Below are 14,789 nucleotides of genomic sequence, written 5' to 3'. Positions count from 1 at the left end.
ATGTGTTTCAAAAGAAAAAACCAACCTACAAGAGAATAATCCTATGACTCAAAAATCCACCATTGTTTATACCCATACCGACGAAGCCCCCGCGCTGGCGACCCAATCGCTGCTGCCGATTGTGCAGGCGTTTTCCCGCCACGCCGGCATCGAAGTCAAAACTGCCGACATTTCCCTGTCCGGCCGCATTTTGGCGGCATTTCCTGAACATCTGACCGAAGCGCAGCGCGTACCTGATGCGCTTGCCGAGTTGGGCGAACTGGTAAAACAGCCCGACGCAAACGTAATCAAACTGCCGAACATCAGCGCATCCGTACCGCAACTGACTGCCGCGATTAAAGAATTGCAGTCTAAAGGCTTTGCCGTTCCCGACTATCCTGCCGACCCTCAAAGCGATAAAGAAAAAGCCGTACGCGAACGCTACGACCGCATCAAAGGCAGCGCGGTCAATCCCGTTTTACGCGAAGGCAACTCCGACCGCCGCGCGCCTAAAGCAGTGAAAAACTTTGCGAAAAAAAATCCGCACAGCATGGGCGCATGGACCAAAGACTCCAAAACCCACGTTGCCACCATGCAAAGTGGCGACTTTTTCCATAACGAACAATCCGTTACCGTACCTGAAGCGACTTCCGTATCCATCGTGTTCACCGACAAACAAGGCAACAAAAAAGAGCTGCGTGAGCCTGTTGCCCTGAAAGCCGGCGAAATCATCGACGCGACCGTAATGAGCAAAAAAGCCCTGCTCGCCTTCCTTGCCGAACAAGTGAAAGACGCAAAAGCAAAAGGCGTATTGTTCTCGCTGCACATGAAAGCCACCATGATGAAAGTGTCCGACCCGATTATCTTCGGACACGCCGTCAAAGTGTTCTTCGCGCCTGTATTTGAAAAATTCGGCGGCAAACTGGCTGCCGCCGGCGTCAACGTCAACAACGGCTTCGGCAACCTGCTGGCCAATCTGGACAAGCTGGATGCGGACACCCGCGCTGCCGTCGAAGCCGAAATCGCCGCCGTTTACGCCGCCAACCCCGATTTGGCGATGGTCGATTCCGACAAAGGCATCACCAACCTGCACGTTCCTAGCGATGTCATCGTCGATGCTTCCATGCCTGCGATGATTCGTAACTCCGGCCGTATGTGGGATAAAGACGGCAAAGCGCAAGACACCAAAGCCGTCATTCCGGACAGCAGCTATGCCGGCGTTTACCAGGCAACCATCGATTTCTGCCGCGAACACGGCGCGTTCGATCCGACAACAATGGGTACTGTGCCCAACGTCGGCCTGATGGCGCAGGCAGCCGAAGAATACGGTTCGCACAATAAAACCTTCGAAATCGAAGCCGACGGTCAGGTTCAAGTCATTGATGCGGCAGGCAAAGTCCTGATGCAGCACGACGTTGAAGCAGGCGACATCTGGCGTATGTGCCAAACCAAAGACGCGCCCGTCAAAGACTGGGTACAACTCGCCGTCAACCGCGCCCGCCTGAGCAACACGCCAGCCGTATTCTGGCTCGACGAAAACCGTCCGCACGACAAGAGCCTGCTCGCCAAGGTTAAAGCCTACCTTGCCGAACTGGATACCGACGGCCTCGACATCCGCGTCCTCGCTCCTGAAGAAGCCGCTAAATTCAGCTTAGGCCGTCTGAAAAACGGCGAAGACACCATCTCCGTAACCGGCAACGTCCTGCGCGACTACCTGACCGACTTGTTCCCAATTTTGGAACTGGGTACCAGCGCAAAAATGCTGTCTATCGTTCCATTGATGAATGGCGGCGGTATGTTTGAAACCGGCGCGGGTGGTTCTGCACCGAAACACGTTCAACAATTCCTCGAAGAAAACCACTTGCGCTGGGACTCTTTGGGCGAATTCCTCGCACTCGCCGTATCGTTTGAACATTTGGCGCAAAAAACCGGCAACGCCAAAGCCCAAGTCCTCGCCGACACTTTGGATGCAGCCACCGAAAAACTGCTGTTGAACGACAAATCGCCTAAACGCAAAGCGGGCGAACTCGACAACCGCGGCAGCCATTTCTACCTCACCCTCTACTGGGCGCAAGAATTGGCAGCGCAAGACAAAGATGCCGAACTGAAAGCCGCATTTGCTCCATTGGCAGCCGCTTTGACTGCCGACGAAGCCAAAATCGTTGAAGAACTCTCTGCCGTACAAGGTAAAGCGGTCGACATCGGCGGCTACTACGCAGCCAATCCTGAAAAAGCCGCACAAGCGATGCGTCCGAGCGCAACCTTTAATCAGGCACTAAACGCCTTATAAGCACAAAGGCAAAAATGCCGTCTGAACATTCGTCGTTCAGACGGCATTAGTTATCCCTATCTGCCTGATTATGATTAAACGCCGCACCCATTGGATATAAATCATATAATCTTTAGTTTTGACCCTACGGAAAGACAATAATATGAAAACTGTTCCAACCATCCTGATTAGCATCCTTTTGGCAACCGCCTTTCCCGCATCCGCACACGGTATGCATAAGAGCAAGCCCCTGACTATGGACGAGCTGCCGCCGATTTGCCAACAATATTTCAAACGCGCCGAAACCTGTTACAACAAAGCCGGAAACAAGGCAAATTTTGCACGCAACAACACTAAATTCCTATTCCAAGCCCTGCCTGCCGCCGATTTGGGACAGCGCAAGCAAATGTGCCAAATCGCTATGGATTCGTTTGCAGAAAAAACCCGCAATCTGAATTGCGAATAAAGCCGCATCAGCAATAACAATGCCGTCTGAAACAATGATTTCAGACGGCATTCTCACATCAAAACGCGCGGCTTGATAAAACCCGCCTTCCCCGCATCCCTGACCCAAACAGGATTAAACGGAGTAACGGCTTTAACCATTATGGTAAGTTCCCATTCCAAAAAATGACCATACAAATTAATACCATAAAACATTAATAAAAAGCGTCTGCCGATTGCGGTTTGTTGCAGGGCGTTACGAAAAATCAGGGTAAATCGATGATTTTTATATAGTAATTGACACAACTTGAACAAAAAAGAACCGCCCTGATTCAGGGCGGTTATGTTTTCTGGCGGAAACGGTGGGATTCGAACCCACGGAGGATTTGCACCCTCAGCGGATTTCGAGTCCGCTGCATTCAGCCTCTCTGCCACGTTTCCGATAATGAAGTAAAACCAAATAAAAATGCCGATGCTTTATGCTACTTCATTTTTATTTGGTTTTTGACCTCAAGGATTGGCGGAAGCGGTGAGATTCGAACTCACGGAGGGCTATCAACCCTCGACGGTTTTCAAGACCGTTGCATTAAACCGCTCTGCCACGCTTCCGTCTTCTTGAAGAAGACGAATAATAATGAAGTTTATACATTTTGCCAAGCACTTTTTTCGGAAAATACTTAATTTATTGTTTTCACTTTATTTGTTCCGAACGCATAAACACCCATTCACTTTCATTGGAAGCCGCGTCATTGAATGCGTAGCCTTCGTAATTAAAATTTTTCAGCATTTCAGGATCGGTAATATTGTGTTCTGCCGCATAGCGCACCATTAATCCGCGCGCGCGCTTGGCGTAAAAACTGATGATTTTATATTTGCCGTTTTTTTCGTCTTTAAATATCGGGGTAATCAGCCGCGCCCGAAGTTTTTTCGTGTTGACGGACTTGAAATATTCCTGTGAGGCAAGGTTGACAAGCGTATTGCTGCCTGCTTGGGCAAGCGTATCATTTAAAAGGTTGGTAATGATGTCGCCCCAAAACTCATACAAATTCTTGCCGCGCAAATTGGCAAATGCCGTCCCCATTTCCAAACGGTAAGGCTGCATCAGGTCCAGTGGACGCAGAAGACCGTACAGACCGGACAGCAGGCGGACATGGTTTTGCAGATAGCGTATCTGTCCAATATCCAATGTGTTTGCATCCATACCTTCGTAAACATCGCCGTTGAACATAAAGACCGCCTGTTTGGCGTTTTCCGGCGTAAACGGCGTGTGCCACGCTGCATTTCGTTCGGCGTTTAAGAGTGCGATTTTGTCGGAAACGTGCATCAGTTCGGCGATCTGTTGCGGAGCAAGCTCGCGCAACTGCTGCATTAGAATTTCGGACTCTGCCAGCAGGTCGGGTTGGGTAAACTCGCTGACAGGGGCAGGGTCTTTTTCGTTAAGGTTTTTCGCAGGGGAAAGGACAAAAAACATAATCCGCTCGGTATTGTGTCAAACACGGGGATTTTAAATTTAAACGTGTTTGCGGGCAAGCCGATTAGATTAAAAGTGAAGTAAATACCGTTACAGCAAATTCAACCGTAAAATATTGAAAAATGCCGTCTGAACAAAAGTTCAGACGGCATTTTTTTATTCTTTACCGATATAGGGAAACAATGGTTTCCGCAGCTTTGACACAAGTTGCGACATCGGCAACCAAAGCGATACGGACATAACCTTCCCCGGGATTGCCCTGTTCGGTATCCCGCGCCAAAAAGCGTCCGGGCAATACTTGGATAGCGGCTTTTTGCCATAAATTGCGTGCAAATGCCAAATCGTCGCCATCGGGGACTTTCAACCAGATGTAAAACGAGGCATCCGGTAATTTAACATCAAATACCTGTTGCAAAATGGGAATAACGCGCTCAAATTTTTCCTGATACAGGCGGCGGTTGTCGATAACGTGCTGTTCGTCATCCCAAGCGGCAATGCTTGCGCGCTGCACGGGAATGCTCATTGCACTGCCGTGATAGGTTCTGTAAAGCAGAAAGTTTTTAAGCAGTTCGGCATCGCCGGCGACAAAACCGGAACGCAGGCCCGGAACGTTGGAACGCTTGGACAAACTGGTGAACATAAGCAGTTTTTGCCTGCTTCGACCCAACTGTGCAGCGGCCTGCAGGCAGCCTAAAGGTTTGTTGCCGTCGAAATAGATTTCGGAATAGCATTCATCCGAGGCAATAATGAAACCATATTTATCCTGTAAATCAAAAACTTCTTTCCAGCCGTCCAAATCCAGCACGCTGCCGCTGGGGTTGTTGGGCGAGCAGACGAACACCAGTTTGGTGCGTTTCCAAACCTCTTCGGAAATACTACGCCAATCGGGGTTGAAAGACGGCGCAGGGCAATTGGCAAAATGGATTTCACCGCCGCCCAAAAGTGTCGCACCTTCGTAAATCTGATAAAAGGGATTCGGGCTGACAATTGCGGGTTTGATGCCGTCTGAAACAGGGTTCAACACGGTTTGAACAAAAGAAAACAACGCCTCCCTACTGCCTAAAACCGGCAGAATTTCATTATCCGGATTAACCGTCAAGCCGTCATAACGGCGTTTTAACCAGTTCGCACACGCCTGACGCAGTTCAGGCAAACCGGCCGTCAGCGGATATTTTTCCAACTCGTGCAATGAGGCGGTCAGCGCATCTGTAATGACTTTCGGTGTCGGGTGTTTGGGCTCGCCGATGTGAAGGGGGACGGCTTCCAGACCTTCGGGGGCGGAAATGCCATGCATCGCTTCACGCAGTCGGGCAAAGGGATAGGGTTTGAGTTGGTTGAGTAAGGTATTCATAATGTTCTCCGATTACCGGCATATTGGGAAGATATGCCGTCTGAACCTGCCGTGCCCTTCAGACGGCATTTTATATTCAATGCAAACCCGTACTGCCGAAGCCGCCCTCACCCCGGCTGCTTCTGACAAACTCCTCGACACGTTTGAAGCCCGCCTGTACGACCGGAACGATAACCATCTGCGCGATACGCTCGAACGGCTTGACAGTAAACGGTTCGCTGCTTCTGTTCCATAACGACACCTTCAATTCCCCTTGATAATCGGAGTCGATCAAACCGACCAAATTGCCCAAAACAATGCCGTGTTTATGCCCCAAGCCGGAACGGGGTAGCAAAACGGCGGCATATGAAGGATCGGCCAAATAAATTGCCAAACCGGTCGGCACAAGCAACGTTTCGCCCGGCTGCAAGACGACTTCCTCATCCAAACAGGCACGCAAATCTAAACCTGCAGAACCCTCCGTTGCATAGGCAGGGATAAAATCCGCCATCCTCTCGTCCAACACTTTCATTTCTACTTCAATATTCATCGTCTTGCTCCTGCATACGGCCGGTTTCAAAGATGGGAGATTATACACAAGCCGTGTTTACGCTGAAACACGGCAAATAGGTTTTGTTCTGAAATACACCGTCTGTGTATAATGCCCGACCTTCTTACATATCAATATTAACATGACACATACAAGTTCACCCCGTAACGAATTTATACGCGGCATCAAAGAAAGTTCGCCCATGCTGATTGGGCTTTTGCCTTGGGCATTAATACTCGGTATGCAGGGCGGACAAAAAGGCATGAGCTGGCTGGAGATGTTGCTGATGACCGGTATGAACTTCGCCGGCGGCTCCGAATTTGCCACGGTCAACCTGTGGGCGGAACCTCTGCCGATACTGCTTATCGCCACCGTAACCTTTATGATTAATTCGCGGCATATCCTGATGGGGGCGGCACTTGCCCCGCACCTGAAAGAAATACCGCTGAAAAAAGCCGTGCCCGCACTGTTTTTTATGTGTGATGAAAGCTGGGCAATGGCATTCTCCGAAATCCAAAAACGGAAAGCAGCCGGTTTGCCCGCATTCAATATGCCTTTTTATATGGGCGTATGCTTTATCCTCTACATTACTTGGATAGGGTTTGCCACTTTCGGCGCGGCAGTAGGACCCATGTTCGGCAATGTGGCCGCTTGGGGATTCGGCATGGCGTTTCCTGCCGTATTTCTGGTTTTATTGAGGGGGATGTGGAAAAGTTTTTCCGCATCAAGACCATGGTTTGTCAGCCTGATTGTTGCATCCGCCGTTTACCTGACCGTTGACGGCGCGTGGTATGTTCCTGCCGGCGCACTGTCCGGTCTGTTATCGGCTTATCTCTGGGGAGAACAAAAATGAAAGGTTTATTGTCGCTCCAATCATTCCTGTTGTTTGCCTCTATGCTTGCCGTTACCTACTCTACCCGGTTGATCGGCTTTTTCGCACTGCGTAACCGAACCTTAAGCCGCCGTGCCCAAACCATTATGGAAGCCGCGCCGGGCTGCGTCCTGATTTCCGTCATTGCCCCCTATTTCGTATCCGACAAGCCGCACGAACTTATCGCCATCGCGTTAACCGCCTTGGCAGCCTGCCGCTTTTCTATGTTGCCTACCGTATTGATAGGGGTCGGCTCGTCAGGCATCTTGGGATGGTTGATGACATAATTCATTTCAAAATGTCCGTAAAAAATGCCGTCTGAACATTGATTTTCAGACGGCATTGGCAAAACAGCCCTATTTTTTACGATTAGAGAAAGCTTCACAGCCGGCATCCGCGGACAAAGTCTCCGAATAGGCTCGGGCAGAAGCGGCATCACGGCATTTGTATCCGTCGCCCACGCTGTTCATCCATACCGACAAAGTATAACCCGTCCCCGCCTTCGGAACGCCGACCAACCTGTATGCCCTTGATTTTGCCGCATCGACAAATTCCCCCGAAACACTATATTTTTCGGCAATTTTCGGGTTCATCCTATAAGCCGGCGCAAACTTCTTCAGTTCCGTTTCAAGGTTCTGATTACTTTCCCCGGGATTTTTCAAAATAATCTGTTTGAAAGCATTGTTGATACTGACCATCTCCGTATAAAGCTGGGACTGATAGCCTTTTTCAATATAACTTTGATAAGAAGGTATGGCAATGACGCTGATGATGCCGAGTATCGCGACGACTATCATTACCTCAACCAATGTAAACCCTTTTTGCTCCATTTTATTGCTCATCATTATTGCTTACATAAGATTGAAGGACAACCACGGTATTGGCATTCTTACCCCAAGCCTTGGCAGTAACCCTGTAAATATTTTGGTTATTCTTCACACCCAAATATTCGATAATATAACGCGGCATTTTGCTGACGCTTCCCGTACCTTTCCCATATACCATCCCTTTATTGTCAATACACAGGTTGGTAGAATTTACAGGGCAAAAACGCTTCACCGCCTCAACGGTAGGCTTGCCTTGCACCACAATATTGTCAAAAGCCTCTTCATTATCATTATTTGTCCGCACATTCACTGCGGTACACAGGCCGTTTTCACAGTTTTCGCTAAATGTAACCTCACTGTCCGTAGTATATTCCAAATCCAAAACCTGAAATTCGCCGTCCCGCAAAGCCGCCTCGGCTAAAGACAAAGCCAATTTCCTGTCTGATTCGTTGGCACTGATCCTCTGCTCGGTATTGTAAGACTGCGCGGCAGTTACAACCAAAAAGGCCACGACAATCATAACCATCAGCACGATAAACAGTGCAAACCCTTTCTGTCCGTCAGAAGTCGGGATTCCCGTCAAAGTGTTCTGTTTGCGCATACATTTCCCCCGCGTATTGTCGCATCGATACGGTAAGCATAAATATTATTGTCTGAAGAAGCGGCAATCTTGGTATCAGTACCGCTATTCAATAAAACTTCCACCCCGGCAGGCGTAACAGCACCTTTGGAACTGTCGAATTTATCCGTATATTTGAATTTTTCCTCTTTGCCGGCATCTTCATCTTCAGGACAGTCGGAAACATAGACATACCGCACATTCATATGGGTAATTTTTTTCACGAGCAACTGAGGATTACCCCATCCGCCATCAGCATTCAATTGGAAGCGGAACAAACCTTCCTCATCGGCAATCTTGCCGACCGCATAGGCATTGACCTCATGCCTTTGACGCGCAATATTGCCATTTTGCCTGTTATCCGTATCCGGAATATTCAATTCTTTTTTTACATTTTCTAAAGTAAGGATTTGCTTGCCCGGTTTCGATATTGCGGCACAGCTGCTGACGACGGTAGTCGCGGCGCTTGCATTAGCATCATCGATACCGTATTGGAAAATCAATGCCTTACCGGATTGGGTAAAACCCAGATATCCGATATTTGCAGATTCCGCTACGGGGATAAGTTTATCTATGCCTTTGCTTTTTAAGGAAAAAGGAGAATTTTGTTGCGTCGTATCGGAAACAACATCAGTTGCAGGATGCTCGGACATATTGAAACAACCGAAGCCCCCTGCCATTCTCGCATCGCGGACAATCAATGTTGCCGCATTCCGTAAATCCTGTTGTGCGGAAAGACGCTCGTTTGCCGCATCATTTAATTTCCGGGATGTAAAGTAACTCGATCCGACCGCCATCAGGACAATCATACTGAGCAGGCCCGCAACCAAAAATTCAACAATGGTAAAACCCTTCATACCATCATAACTGCCTTTTGGTCCGTTTAGCATTTTATGTTTCATTCCCGACCTCCGACCCTTGCCTGATAGGTATATACGATATTGTCGCCGTTCGCTTCAAGATTCGTACGGGCAATATCCGAATCCCCTGCCGAATCATTTACCCACAATACTTTAATCAAAGTATCCCCATTTGCCTTATTGTCGCAATTTGAAGAAAAAGTACCGCTGTCGGACAATGTCGGCGCGTTACCCGACGAATCCTTGCAGACGGCATAATGGATACTGGCTGCATCCGGCAAGGCATTTTTCAATTCATAACCGAACCTGTCCAACTGGGCTTTTGCCAAATCCTTCTTGGTTTTCAAATTATTAAGCGTGAAATCGCCGTCGGAGGAAGAAGGGGTGTACGACCCTGTGTAAAGATTATAGTTTTTCTTGTTGCTGTCCGAATCAATGGTCGGATTCATCAACATTCCTTCCATCAGGTTTTGCGTGATTTGGCTGACGATGGTTTGTGTCTCCGCCTCCCTGACGGAAGCGACTGTCCGCAACTGCACGGACAATAGTGCCAAAATACCGATGGTCAGAACGAGCATAGCAACCAAGACTTCTATCAGTGCCATACCGGACTGGGGATCTTTCAGGCGGAAGCAATCATTATTCTTCATTTTTTATTTCCCAAACCAACTAAAACAGTCATTGATGTTGGCATACGGCACGCGTATCGTTTCTAGGGCAAACCTCAACCCTGCCGCTGCTGTCAATCAAAACCACCGCCGAACGGAATTTCTTTTCATCGGCAGAAACCGCCTTCGCATCTGTCAGCACGATTTGGATATAACCGTCGGAGTAAACAAATCTGGAAGTACGCGCGAGATTCTGATCGGGAGAATAGCCGAATGCCCCGTTTTGGTTGAAAGTCCAAACAACACGGTCGGCAGTCGGTTGAGACTGACCGAAAGCGATATGGTTGAAGGCATAATTAATCCGGCTGTCGGCGGCATCATTCAACACCACACTGCGGAGGAAAACATCCGCCGCATCGCCGTCATATGCCTTATTGCCGTTTTTGTCGCCGAAAGCCAACACCCCCTGCCCCTTCTTACTGAAGTCGCACTGATTGTTGACCGTACCGTCTTTTTTAACTTGAACAGGACAGATATAGACAGGGAGATTGAGCCGGACGGCTTCGCCCCTGGAGAAACGCAAAAGGTTGGCAACCTGCTCCGCGTGACTGGCAATGCGGCGGGATGCAATCCACCGGCTCATACTGGGGAGGGCTATCATCGCCATAATGGCTGCGATGACCATCACGATGAGCAGCTCTATTAGCGTGAAACCTTGTTGTTTTCGTGTACACATAAGCAATAGGACGTTAACTGGTAATGTATTTTCAATTATATGCCGTCTGAATGCAAAAATGCCTCAAGACCGCATTTTATTTTTTAGGGCAATCTCTAAGCATGATTTTAAACGATTTTGCCTGATTTCGCCTAATAAATTTTTATATAACCATTTAATCTTCTATCTTTGCCTCCTCGGGAACATAGGCAGCATTGTCGAATTTGGTAAACTGCCCCATCCATGTCAGGACAACTTTTCCGACCGGACCGTTGCGGTGTTTGCCGATAATACATTCGGCAAGGCCTTTCATGGGTGAGTCTTGGTTGTAGTATTCGTCGCGGTACATGAACATAATCAGGTCGGCATCTTGCTCGATTGCGCCAGACTCGCGAAGGTCGGACATCATCGGGCGTTTGTCGGTACGCGATTCGACCGTCCTGCTCAACTGAGACAAAGCGATGATAGGAACCTGCAATTCTTTCGCCAAGGCTTTGAGGGAACGGGAAATTTCGCCAAGCTCCGAAGCGCGGTTGTCGGAACGGCCGGATCCCGCCATCAATTGCAGGTAGTCAATGACGATCAATCCAAGCTTATTGTTAAATTGACGGGCGAGACGGCGGGCACGGGCGCGCAGCTCGAGGGCGGTCAGATTCGGGGTTTCGTCAATAAACATAGGTGCGTCGGAAAGTTTGACGACTGCTTCGTTCAGACGACCCCAGTGTTCGTCTTCCAACCTGCCTGTTTTCAAGACGCTTTGATCCAACCGTCCGACCGAGCCGAGCATACGCATGACCAGTTGCGCACCGCCCATCTCCATCGAGAAGACGGCAACGGGCAGCTTGCCCTCTACGGCAACGTGTTCGGCGATATTGATAGAAAAGGCGGTTTTACCCATAGACGGGCGGCCGGCGACGATAATCAGGTCTCCGGGCTGAAGGCCCGAGGTTTTTTTGTCGAGGTCGATGAACCCCGTCGGCACTCCGGTTACTTCATCGGGATTGTCGCGCGAGTAGAGCATATCGATGCGCTGTACGACTTCTTTCAGCAAATCGGGCATCTCCAAAAAGCCCTGTTTGGATTTGGCGGTGCTTTCGGCGATTTGGAATACTTTGTTTTCCGCCTCGTCCAAAAGCTGCCCCGCGTCCCTGCCTTGCGGATTGTATGCGCTGCGGGCGATTTCCGTCCCCACTTCGGCGAGTTGGCGCATAATGGAACGCTCGCGCACGATTTCGGCATAACGGCGGATGTTGGCGGCGGACGGGGTGTTTTGCGCCAGCGTAATCAGGTATTCAAATCCGCCTGCCGCTTCCAATTCTTCGTTCCGCTGCAAATCTTCCTGAACCGTAATCACATCGGCGGGACGGCTTTCGTTGATCAGCTTGGCAATGGATCGGAAAATCAGGCGGTGTTCGTGGCGGTAGAAATCCTCTCCCGAAACCACATCGGCAATCCTGTCCCATGCCGGATTTTCCAGCATCAAACCGCCCAAAACAGACTGCTCCGCCTCCATCGAATGGGGGGGCAGCGACAATGCGCCGACCTCGCGGTCTTCAGACGGCATAGCTGCGTAATCGTTCATGGTGCATCCTATCTATTGTGCCGAAATTGCATTTTTTTATTATAGCGTAAAGCAGGTTCAATTAGTTTCCATCCCTCAAAACAGGTAGAATGCGTGAGCTGCCGATTCGTTTGCAGCAACACTGCCAAAATACAACATTTAAAACAATATTAGGAGTACAAAATGGAACATAAGCTGCCGCAACTGCCTTATGAACTGGACGCATTGTCCCCGCATCTGAGCAAAGAGACTTTGGAATTCCACTACGGCAAACACCATCAAACCTACATCACCAACCTGAACAATCAAATCAAAGGCACCGAATTTGAAAACCTGCCTTTGGAAGAGATTGTGAAAAAATCTTCGGGCGGCGTGTTCAACAACGCGGCGCAAACTTGGAACCACACCTTCTACTGGCTGGGTTTCACGCCCAAAGGTCAAGGCAAGCCTGCCGGCGAACTGGCAGCCGCCATCGACGCGAAATGGGGCAGCTTCGAAAAATTCCAAGAAGCGTTCAATGCCTGCGCGGCCGGTACTTTCGGCTCCGGTTGGGCGTGGCTGGTGAAAACCCCTGCCGGCGGATTGGATTTGGTTTCCACTTCCAACGCCGCTACGCCGCTGACCACTGAAAACACGCCGCTCTTGACTTGCGACGTGTGGGAACACGCCTATTACATCGACTACCGCAACAGCCGTCCCAACTACCTGAAAGGTTTTTGGGAAATCGTCAACTGGGACGAGGTTGCCAAACGTTTTGCCGCATAAGCCGCAAACCGGCAAAATGCCGTCTGAACACATTTCAGACGGCATTTTTTACGGGAAGTCCGAATCAATGTCCGCAGGCGCAAGCATCGCCGCGGTGTCCGCAACCTTTAGCCGCTTCGAGCCACGCGTCATCATCGCCTTCAAACTCTTCCACTTCGTCAAACTCGCCGCGTTCCACCATGGCGCACAACTCTTCAAGGCTTTCCGCGCCCTCTACCCAAAAACAGGGAATGCCCGGCGGCGTATCGGGCGCAAGCAGTGCCGCCACGCCTTCATGCCACGCAATCCAATAGCCGTTGTCCGTGCGGACGAATTGTGCGTTTTCGTTGACCGACTCGCCTTCCGTGCCTTCCAGCATACGTTCCGCAATGTCCGCCTGAAAAGATAAAATCTGCATAAGTGTTCCTTTATATGATAGTTTTCCGTCAAAACAAGGCGTTATAGTGGATTAACAAAAACCAGTACGGCGTTGCCTCGCCTTAGCTCAAAGAGAACGATTCTCTAAGGTGCTGAAGCACCAAGTGAATCGGTTCCGTACTATTTGTACTGTCTGCGGCTTCGTCGCCTTGTCCTGATTTTTGTTAATCCACTATATTTTAAAACATCACGCCCGCTTGAGAAACTGCCAACCGCTTTATAACAAATTCGTCTTTGCACCAAACTTTCCATTCTTTCCGTTTTTCAGACGGCATCGTTAAAGTAGCCCTTCCCTTTTCTATTTTCAGCATTATTTCATGTTATTACTCAAAACACCCAGCGTACTGCCCGGCTTCAAAATCAGCCTCGGCCTGACCGTATTGTGCCTGTCGCTTCTGGTGATTTTACCGTTTGCGATGATGGCGGCGAAGGCGGCGGAAATCGGCTGGGGCGGTTTTTGGAACACGATTGCCGAGCCGAACGTATTGGCGGCGGTGTGGCTGAGTTTGCGGATGTCGTTTTATGCGATGCTGACCAATGTCGTGTTCGGCACGCTGGTTGCCTGGGTATTGGTGCGCTATGAATTTCCGGGCAAGGGCTTGGCGAACGCGCTGGTCGATTTGCCGTTTGCGCTGCCGACGGCGGTTACCGGTATCGCGTTGGCGACCCTGTATGCGCCCAACGGTTGGATAGGCCGTTTTTTCGAGCCTTTGGGCATCAAAATCGCGTTTACGCCCGTCGGCATTTGGATTGCGCTGGTCGTCGTCAGCCTGCCCTTTATCGTCCGCGCCGTGCAGCCGGTATTGGAGGAATTGTCGGGCGAATATGAGGAAGCGGCGGCGACTTTGGGCGCAAACCGCTTTACGACGTTCCGCCGCGTGCTGCTGCCGGAAATCACGCCGGCACTCCTGACAGGCGCGGGAATGATGTTCGCGCGGGCAACGGGGGAATACGGTTCGGTGATTTTTATCGCGGGCAACATTCCGATGGTTTCCGAAATCCTGCCGCTGATTATTACGGGCAAGCTGGAACAGTTCGACGTACAGGGCGCGTCGGCAGTAGCGTTGTTTATGCTGATGATTTCGTTTGTCATCCTGTTTGCGCTGAACGTGATGCAGTGGGCGTTGGGCAGGCGTTCGGGCGCGAAGGGTTGATAGGCCGTCTGAAAAACGTAGGTCGGATTCTTAAATCTGATGTTTTGACACCTGGAACTGAAACACCGGAACACCGGATATTTTGTCGGATTCAAGAATCCGACCTGCCTTCTAAAAAGGTCGTCTGAAAACCTGAACTACGCTGTTGCCGTCATTCCCGCGCAGGCGGGAATCCGCCACAAGGCAACAGGAAAACAGAAAATCAATAAGGCAGCCGAAATTCACTAATGGATTCCCGCCTGCGCGGGAATGACGGCAGCTAGACTTTTTTATTTCTCTTTTAACATAAAAGATAAAAGGTCGTCTGAAAACGAATCCGCTCCCCAAAACACAGTTTTTCAGACGACCT

The 14,789-nt window shown here is 49.9% G+C and carries 16 protein-coding genes and 2 tRNA genes; 6 read left to right on the top strand and 12 right to left on the bottom strand.

Translation table 11 applies throughout. The annotated features are described in order from the left end of the window. The first annotated feature begins 43 nt into the window (after positions 1-43). Complete coding sequence (locus tag Q9J79_RS01095; protein ID WP_301911445.1) at positions 44-2,269, top strand: NADP-dependent isocitrate dehydrogenase; 2,226 nt, start codon at positions 44-46, stop codon at positions 2,267-2,269. A gap of 142 nt (positions 2,270-2,411) precedes the next feature. Continuing rightward, positions 2,412-2,714 carry a hypothetical protein gene (locus tag Q9J79_RS01090; protein ID WP_300905648.1) on the top strand — a complete coding sequence of 101 codons (303 nt, stop codon included), beginning with the start codon at positions 2,412-2,414 and terminating at the stop codon, positions 2,712-2,714. 329 nt (positions 2,715-3,043) lie between these two features. Here the strand turns inward: Q9J79_RS01090 and Q9J79_RS01085 are convergent. The 5 genes from Q9J79_RS01085 to dut form a co-directional block, all read right to left on the bottom strand. Beyond that, a tRNA-Ser gene (locus tag Q9J79_RS01085) sits at positions 3,044-3,133 on the bottom strand. A gap of 77 nt (positions 3,134-3,210) precedes the next feature. After that, positions 3,211-3,301 (bottom strand) — tRNA-Ser (locus Q9J79_RS01080). A gap of 82 nt (positions 3,302-3,383) precedes the next feature. Further along, complete coding sequence (yaaA, locus tag Q9J79_RS01075; RefSeq protein ID WP_118778201.1) at positions 3,384-4,163, bottom strand: peroxide stress protein YaaA; 780 nt, start codon at positions 4,161-4,163, stop codon at positions 3,384-3,386. A 163-nt stretch (positions 4,164-4,326) separates the two neighbouring features. After that, positions 4,327-5,514 carry a succinyldiaminopimelate transaminase gene (gene dapC / locus Q9J79_RS01070; RefSeq protein ID WP_301911446.1) on the bottom strand — a complete coding sequence of 396 codons (1,188 nt, stop codon included), beginning with the start codon at positions 5,512-5,514 and terminating at the stop codon, positions 4,327-4,329. A 76-nt stretch (positions 5,515-5,590) separates the two neighbouring features. Next, positions 5,591-6,043, bottom strand: a complete 453-nt coding sequence (gene dut / locus Q9J79_RS01065; protein ID WP_301911447.1) for a dUTP diphosphatase — start codon at positions 6,041-6,043, stop codon at positions 5,591-5,593. A gap of 142 nt (positions 6,044-6,185) precedes the next feature. On the opposite strand from dut, the gene Q9J79_RS01060 reads away from it, so the two are divergent. Both Q9J79_RS01060 and Q9J79_RS01055 read left to right on the top strand, forming a co-directional pair. Further along, complete coding sequence (locus Q9J79_RS01060) at positions 6,186-6,896, top strand: AzlC family ABC transporter permease (protein ID WP_301911448.1); 711 nt, start codon at positions 6,186-6,188, stop codon at positions 6,894-6,896. Continuing rightward, complete coding sequence (locus tag Q9J79_RS01055) at positions 6,893-7,201, top strand: AzlD family protein (protein WP_003707454.1); 309 nt, start codon at positions 6,893-6,895, stop codon at positions 7,199-7,201. The genes Q9J79_RS01060 and Q9J79_RS01055 overlap by 4 nt, the downstream gene beginning before the upstream one ends. Positions 7,202-7,270: 69 nt before the next feature. On the opposite strand, the gene Q9J79_RS01050 is transcribed toward Q9J79_RS01055, so the two are convergent. The 6 genes from Q9J79_RS01050 to dnaB all read right to left on the bottom strand — a co-directional run bounded on the left by Q9J79_RS01050 (position 7,271) and on the right by dnaB (position 12,125). Further along, positions 7,271-7,744 (bottom strand): PilX family type IV pilin, encoded by a 474-nt coding sequence (locus Q9J79_RS01050; RefSeq protein ID WP_025457170.1) that lies wholly within the window; start codon positions 7,742-7,744, stop codon positions 7,271-7,273. A gap of 1 nt (position 7,745) precedes the next feature. Further along, on the bottom strand, positions 7,746-8,342 hold the full coding sequence (locus tag Q9J79_RS01045) for a pilus assembly PilX family protein (protein ID WP_301911450.1): 597 nt from the start codon (positions 8,340-8,342) through the stop codon (positions 7,746-7,748). Further along, on the bottom strand, positions 8,321-9,262 hold the full coding sequence (locus Q9J79_RS01040) for a PilW family protein (protein WP_301911452.1): 942 nt from the start codon (positions 9,260-9,262) through the stop codon (positions 8,321-8,323). The genes Q9J79_RS01045 and Q9J79_RS01040 overlap by 22 nt, the downstream gene beginning before the upstream one ends. Continuing rightward, entirely contained in the window at positions 9,259-9,870 is a 612-nt protein-coding gene (gene pilV, locus Q9J79_RS01035) for a type IV pilus modification protein PilV (RefSeq protein ID WP_301911453.1), read from the bottom strand. The genes Q9J79_RS01040 and pilV overlap by 4 nt, the downstream gene beginning before the upstream one ends. A 28-nt stretch (positions 9,871-9,898) precedes the next feature. Beyond that, positions 9,899-10,564, bottom strand: coding sequence for a GspH/FimT family pseudopilin (locus Q9J79_RS01030; RefSeq protein ID WP_301911454.1), 666 nt, complete (start codon positions 10,562-10,564; stop codon positions 9,899-9,901). Between the two features lie 154 nt (positions 10,565-10,718). Next, positions 10,719-12,125, bottom strand: a complete 1,407-nt coding sequence (gene dnaB, locus Q9J79_RS01025) for a replicative DNA helicase (protein WP_301673644.1) — start codon at positions 12,123-12,125, stop codon at positions 10,719-10,721. A 162-nt stretch (positions 12,126-12,287) separates the two neighbouring features. On the opposite strand from dnaB, the gene Q9J79_RS01020 reads away from it, so the two are divergent. Continuing rightward, the gene (locus Q9J79_RS01020) at positions 12,288-12,869 is read left to right on the top strand and encodes a superoxide dismutase (protein WP_301667832.1); all 582 of its coding nucleotides are present in this window, start codon (positions 12,288-12,290) and stop codon (positions 12,867-12,869) included. Between the two features lie 64 nt (positions 12,870-12,933). Here Q9J79_RS01020 and Q9J79_RS01015 read toward each other — a convergent pair whose 3' ends face one another. After that, positions 12,934-13,266, bottom strand: coding sequence for a general secretion pathway protein GspG (locus Q9J79_RS01015; protein WP_301673643.1), 333 nt, complete (start codon positions 13,264-13,266; stop codon positions 12,934-12,936). Between the two features lie 337 nt (positions 13,267-13,603). Here Q9J79_RS01015 and cysT point away from each other — a divergent pair, with 337 nt between their 5' ends. Beyond that, entirely contained in the window at positions 13,604-14,440 is an 837-nt protein-coding gene (cysT, locus tag Q9J79_RS01010; protein WP_301911455.1) for a sulfate ABC transporter permease subunit CysT, read from the top strand. The last annotated feature ends 349 nt before the right edge of the window (positions 14,441-14,789 follow it).

The organism is Neisseria viridiae (genome assembly GCF_962747995.1).
GTDB classification, from domain to species: domain Bacteria; phylum Pseudomonadota; class Gammaproteobacteria; order Burkholderiales; family Neisseriaceae; genus Neisseria; species Neisseria viridiae.
The sequence above is the reverse complement of the archived record's forward strand: the minus strand, read 5'-3'. Positions and strand labels throughout refer to the sequence as shown.

Bases quoted from the DNA above. Each gene is read 5' to 3' on its own strand.
- pilV (WP_301911453.1), bottom strand. From the start codon at position 9,870: ATGAAGAATAATGATTGCTTCCGCCTGAAAGATCCCCAGTCCGGTATG.
- Q9J79_RS01020 (WP_301667832.1), top strand. From the start codon at position 12,288: ATGGAACATAAGCTGCCGCAACTGCCTTATGAACTGGACGCATTGTCC.
- Q9J79_RS01090 (WP_300905648.1), top strand. From the start codon at position 2,412: ATGAAAACTGTTCCAACCATCCTGATTAGCATCCTTTTGGCAACCGCC.
- Q9J79_RS01055 (WP_003707454.1), top strand. From the start codon at position 6,893: ATGAAAGGTTTATTGTCGCTCCAATCATTCCTGTTGTTTGCCTCTATG.
- dut (WP_301911447.1), bottom strand. From the start codon at position 6,043: ATGAATATTGAAGTAGAAATGAAAGTGTTGGACGAGAGGATGGCGGAT.
- Q9J79_RS01030 (WP_301911454.1), bottom strand. From the start codon at position 10,564: ATGTGTACACGAAAACAACAAGGTTTCACGCTAATAGAGCTGCTCATC.
- Q9J79_RS01060 (WP_301911448.1), top strand. From the start codon at position 6,186: ATGACACATACAAGTTCACCCCGTAACGAATTTATACGCGGCATCAAA.
- dapC (WP_301911446.1), bottom strand. From the start codon at position 5,514: ATGAATACCTTACTCAACCAACTCAAACCCTATCCCTTTGCCCGACTG.
- Q9J79_RS01050 (WP_025457170.1), bottom strand. From the start codon at position 7,744: ATGGAGCAAAAAGGGTTTACATTGGTTGAGGTAATGATAGTCGTCGCG.
- Q9J79_RS01045 (WP_301911450.1), bottom strand. From the start codon at position 8,342: ATGCGCAAACAGAACACTTTGACGGGAATCCCGACTTCTGACGGACAG.
- yaaA (WP_118778201.1), bottom strand. From the start codon at position 4,163: ATGTTTTTTGTCCTTTCCCCTGCGAAAAACCTTAACGAAAAAGACCCT.
- Q9J79_RS01095 (WP_301911445.1), top strand. From the start codon at position 44: ATGACTCAAAAATCCACCATTGTTTATACCCATACCGACGAAGCCCCC.
- dnaB (WP_301673644.1), bottom strand. From the start codon at position 12,125: ATGAACGATTACGCAGCTATGCCGTCTGAAGACCGCGAGGTCGGCGCA.
- cysT (WP_301911455.1), top strand. From the start codon at position 13,604: ATGTTATTACTCAAAACACCCAGCGTACTGCCCGGCTTCAAAATCAGC.
- Q9J79_RS01040 (WP_301911452.1), bottom strand. From the start codon at position 9,262: ATGAAACATAAAATGCTAAACGGACCAAAAGGCAGTTATGATGGTATG.
- Q9J79_RS01015 (WP_301673643.1), bottom strand. From the start codon at position 13,266: ATGCAGATTTTATCTTTTCAGGCGGACATTGCGGAACGTATGCTGGAA.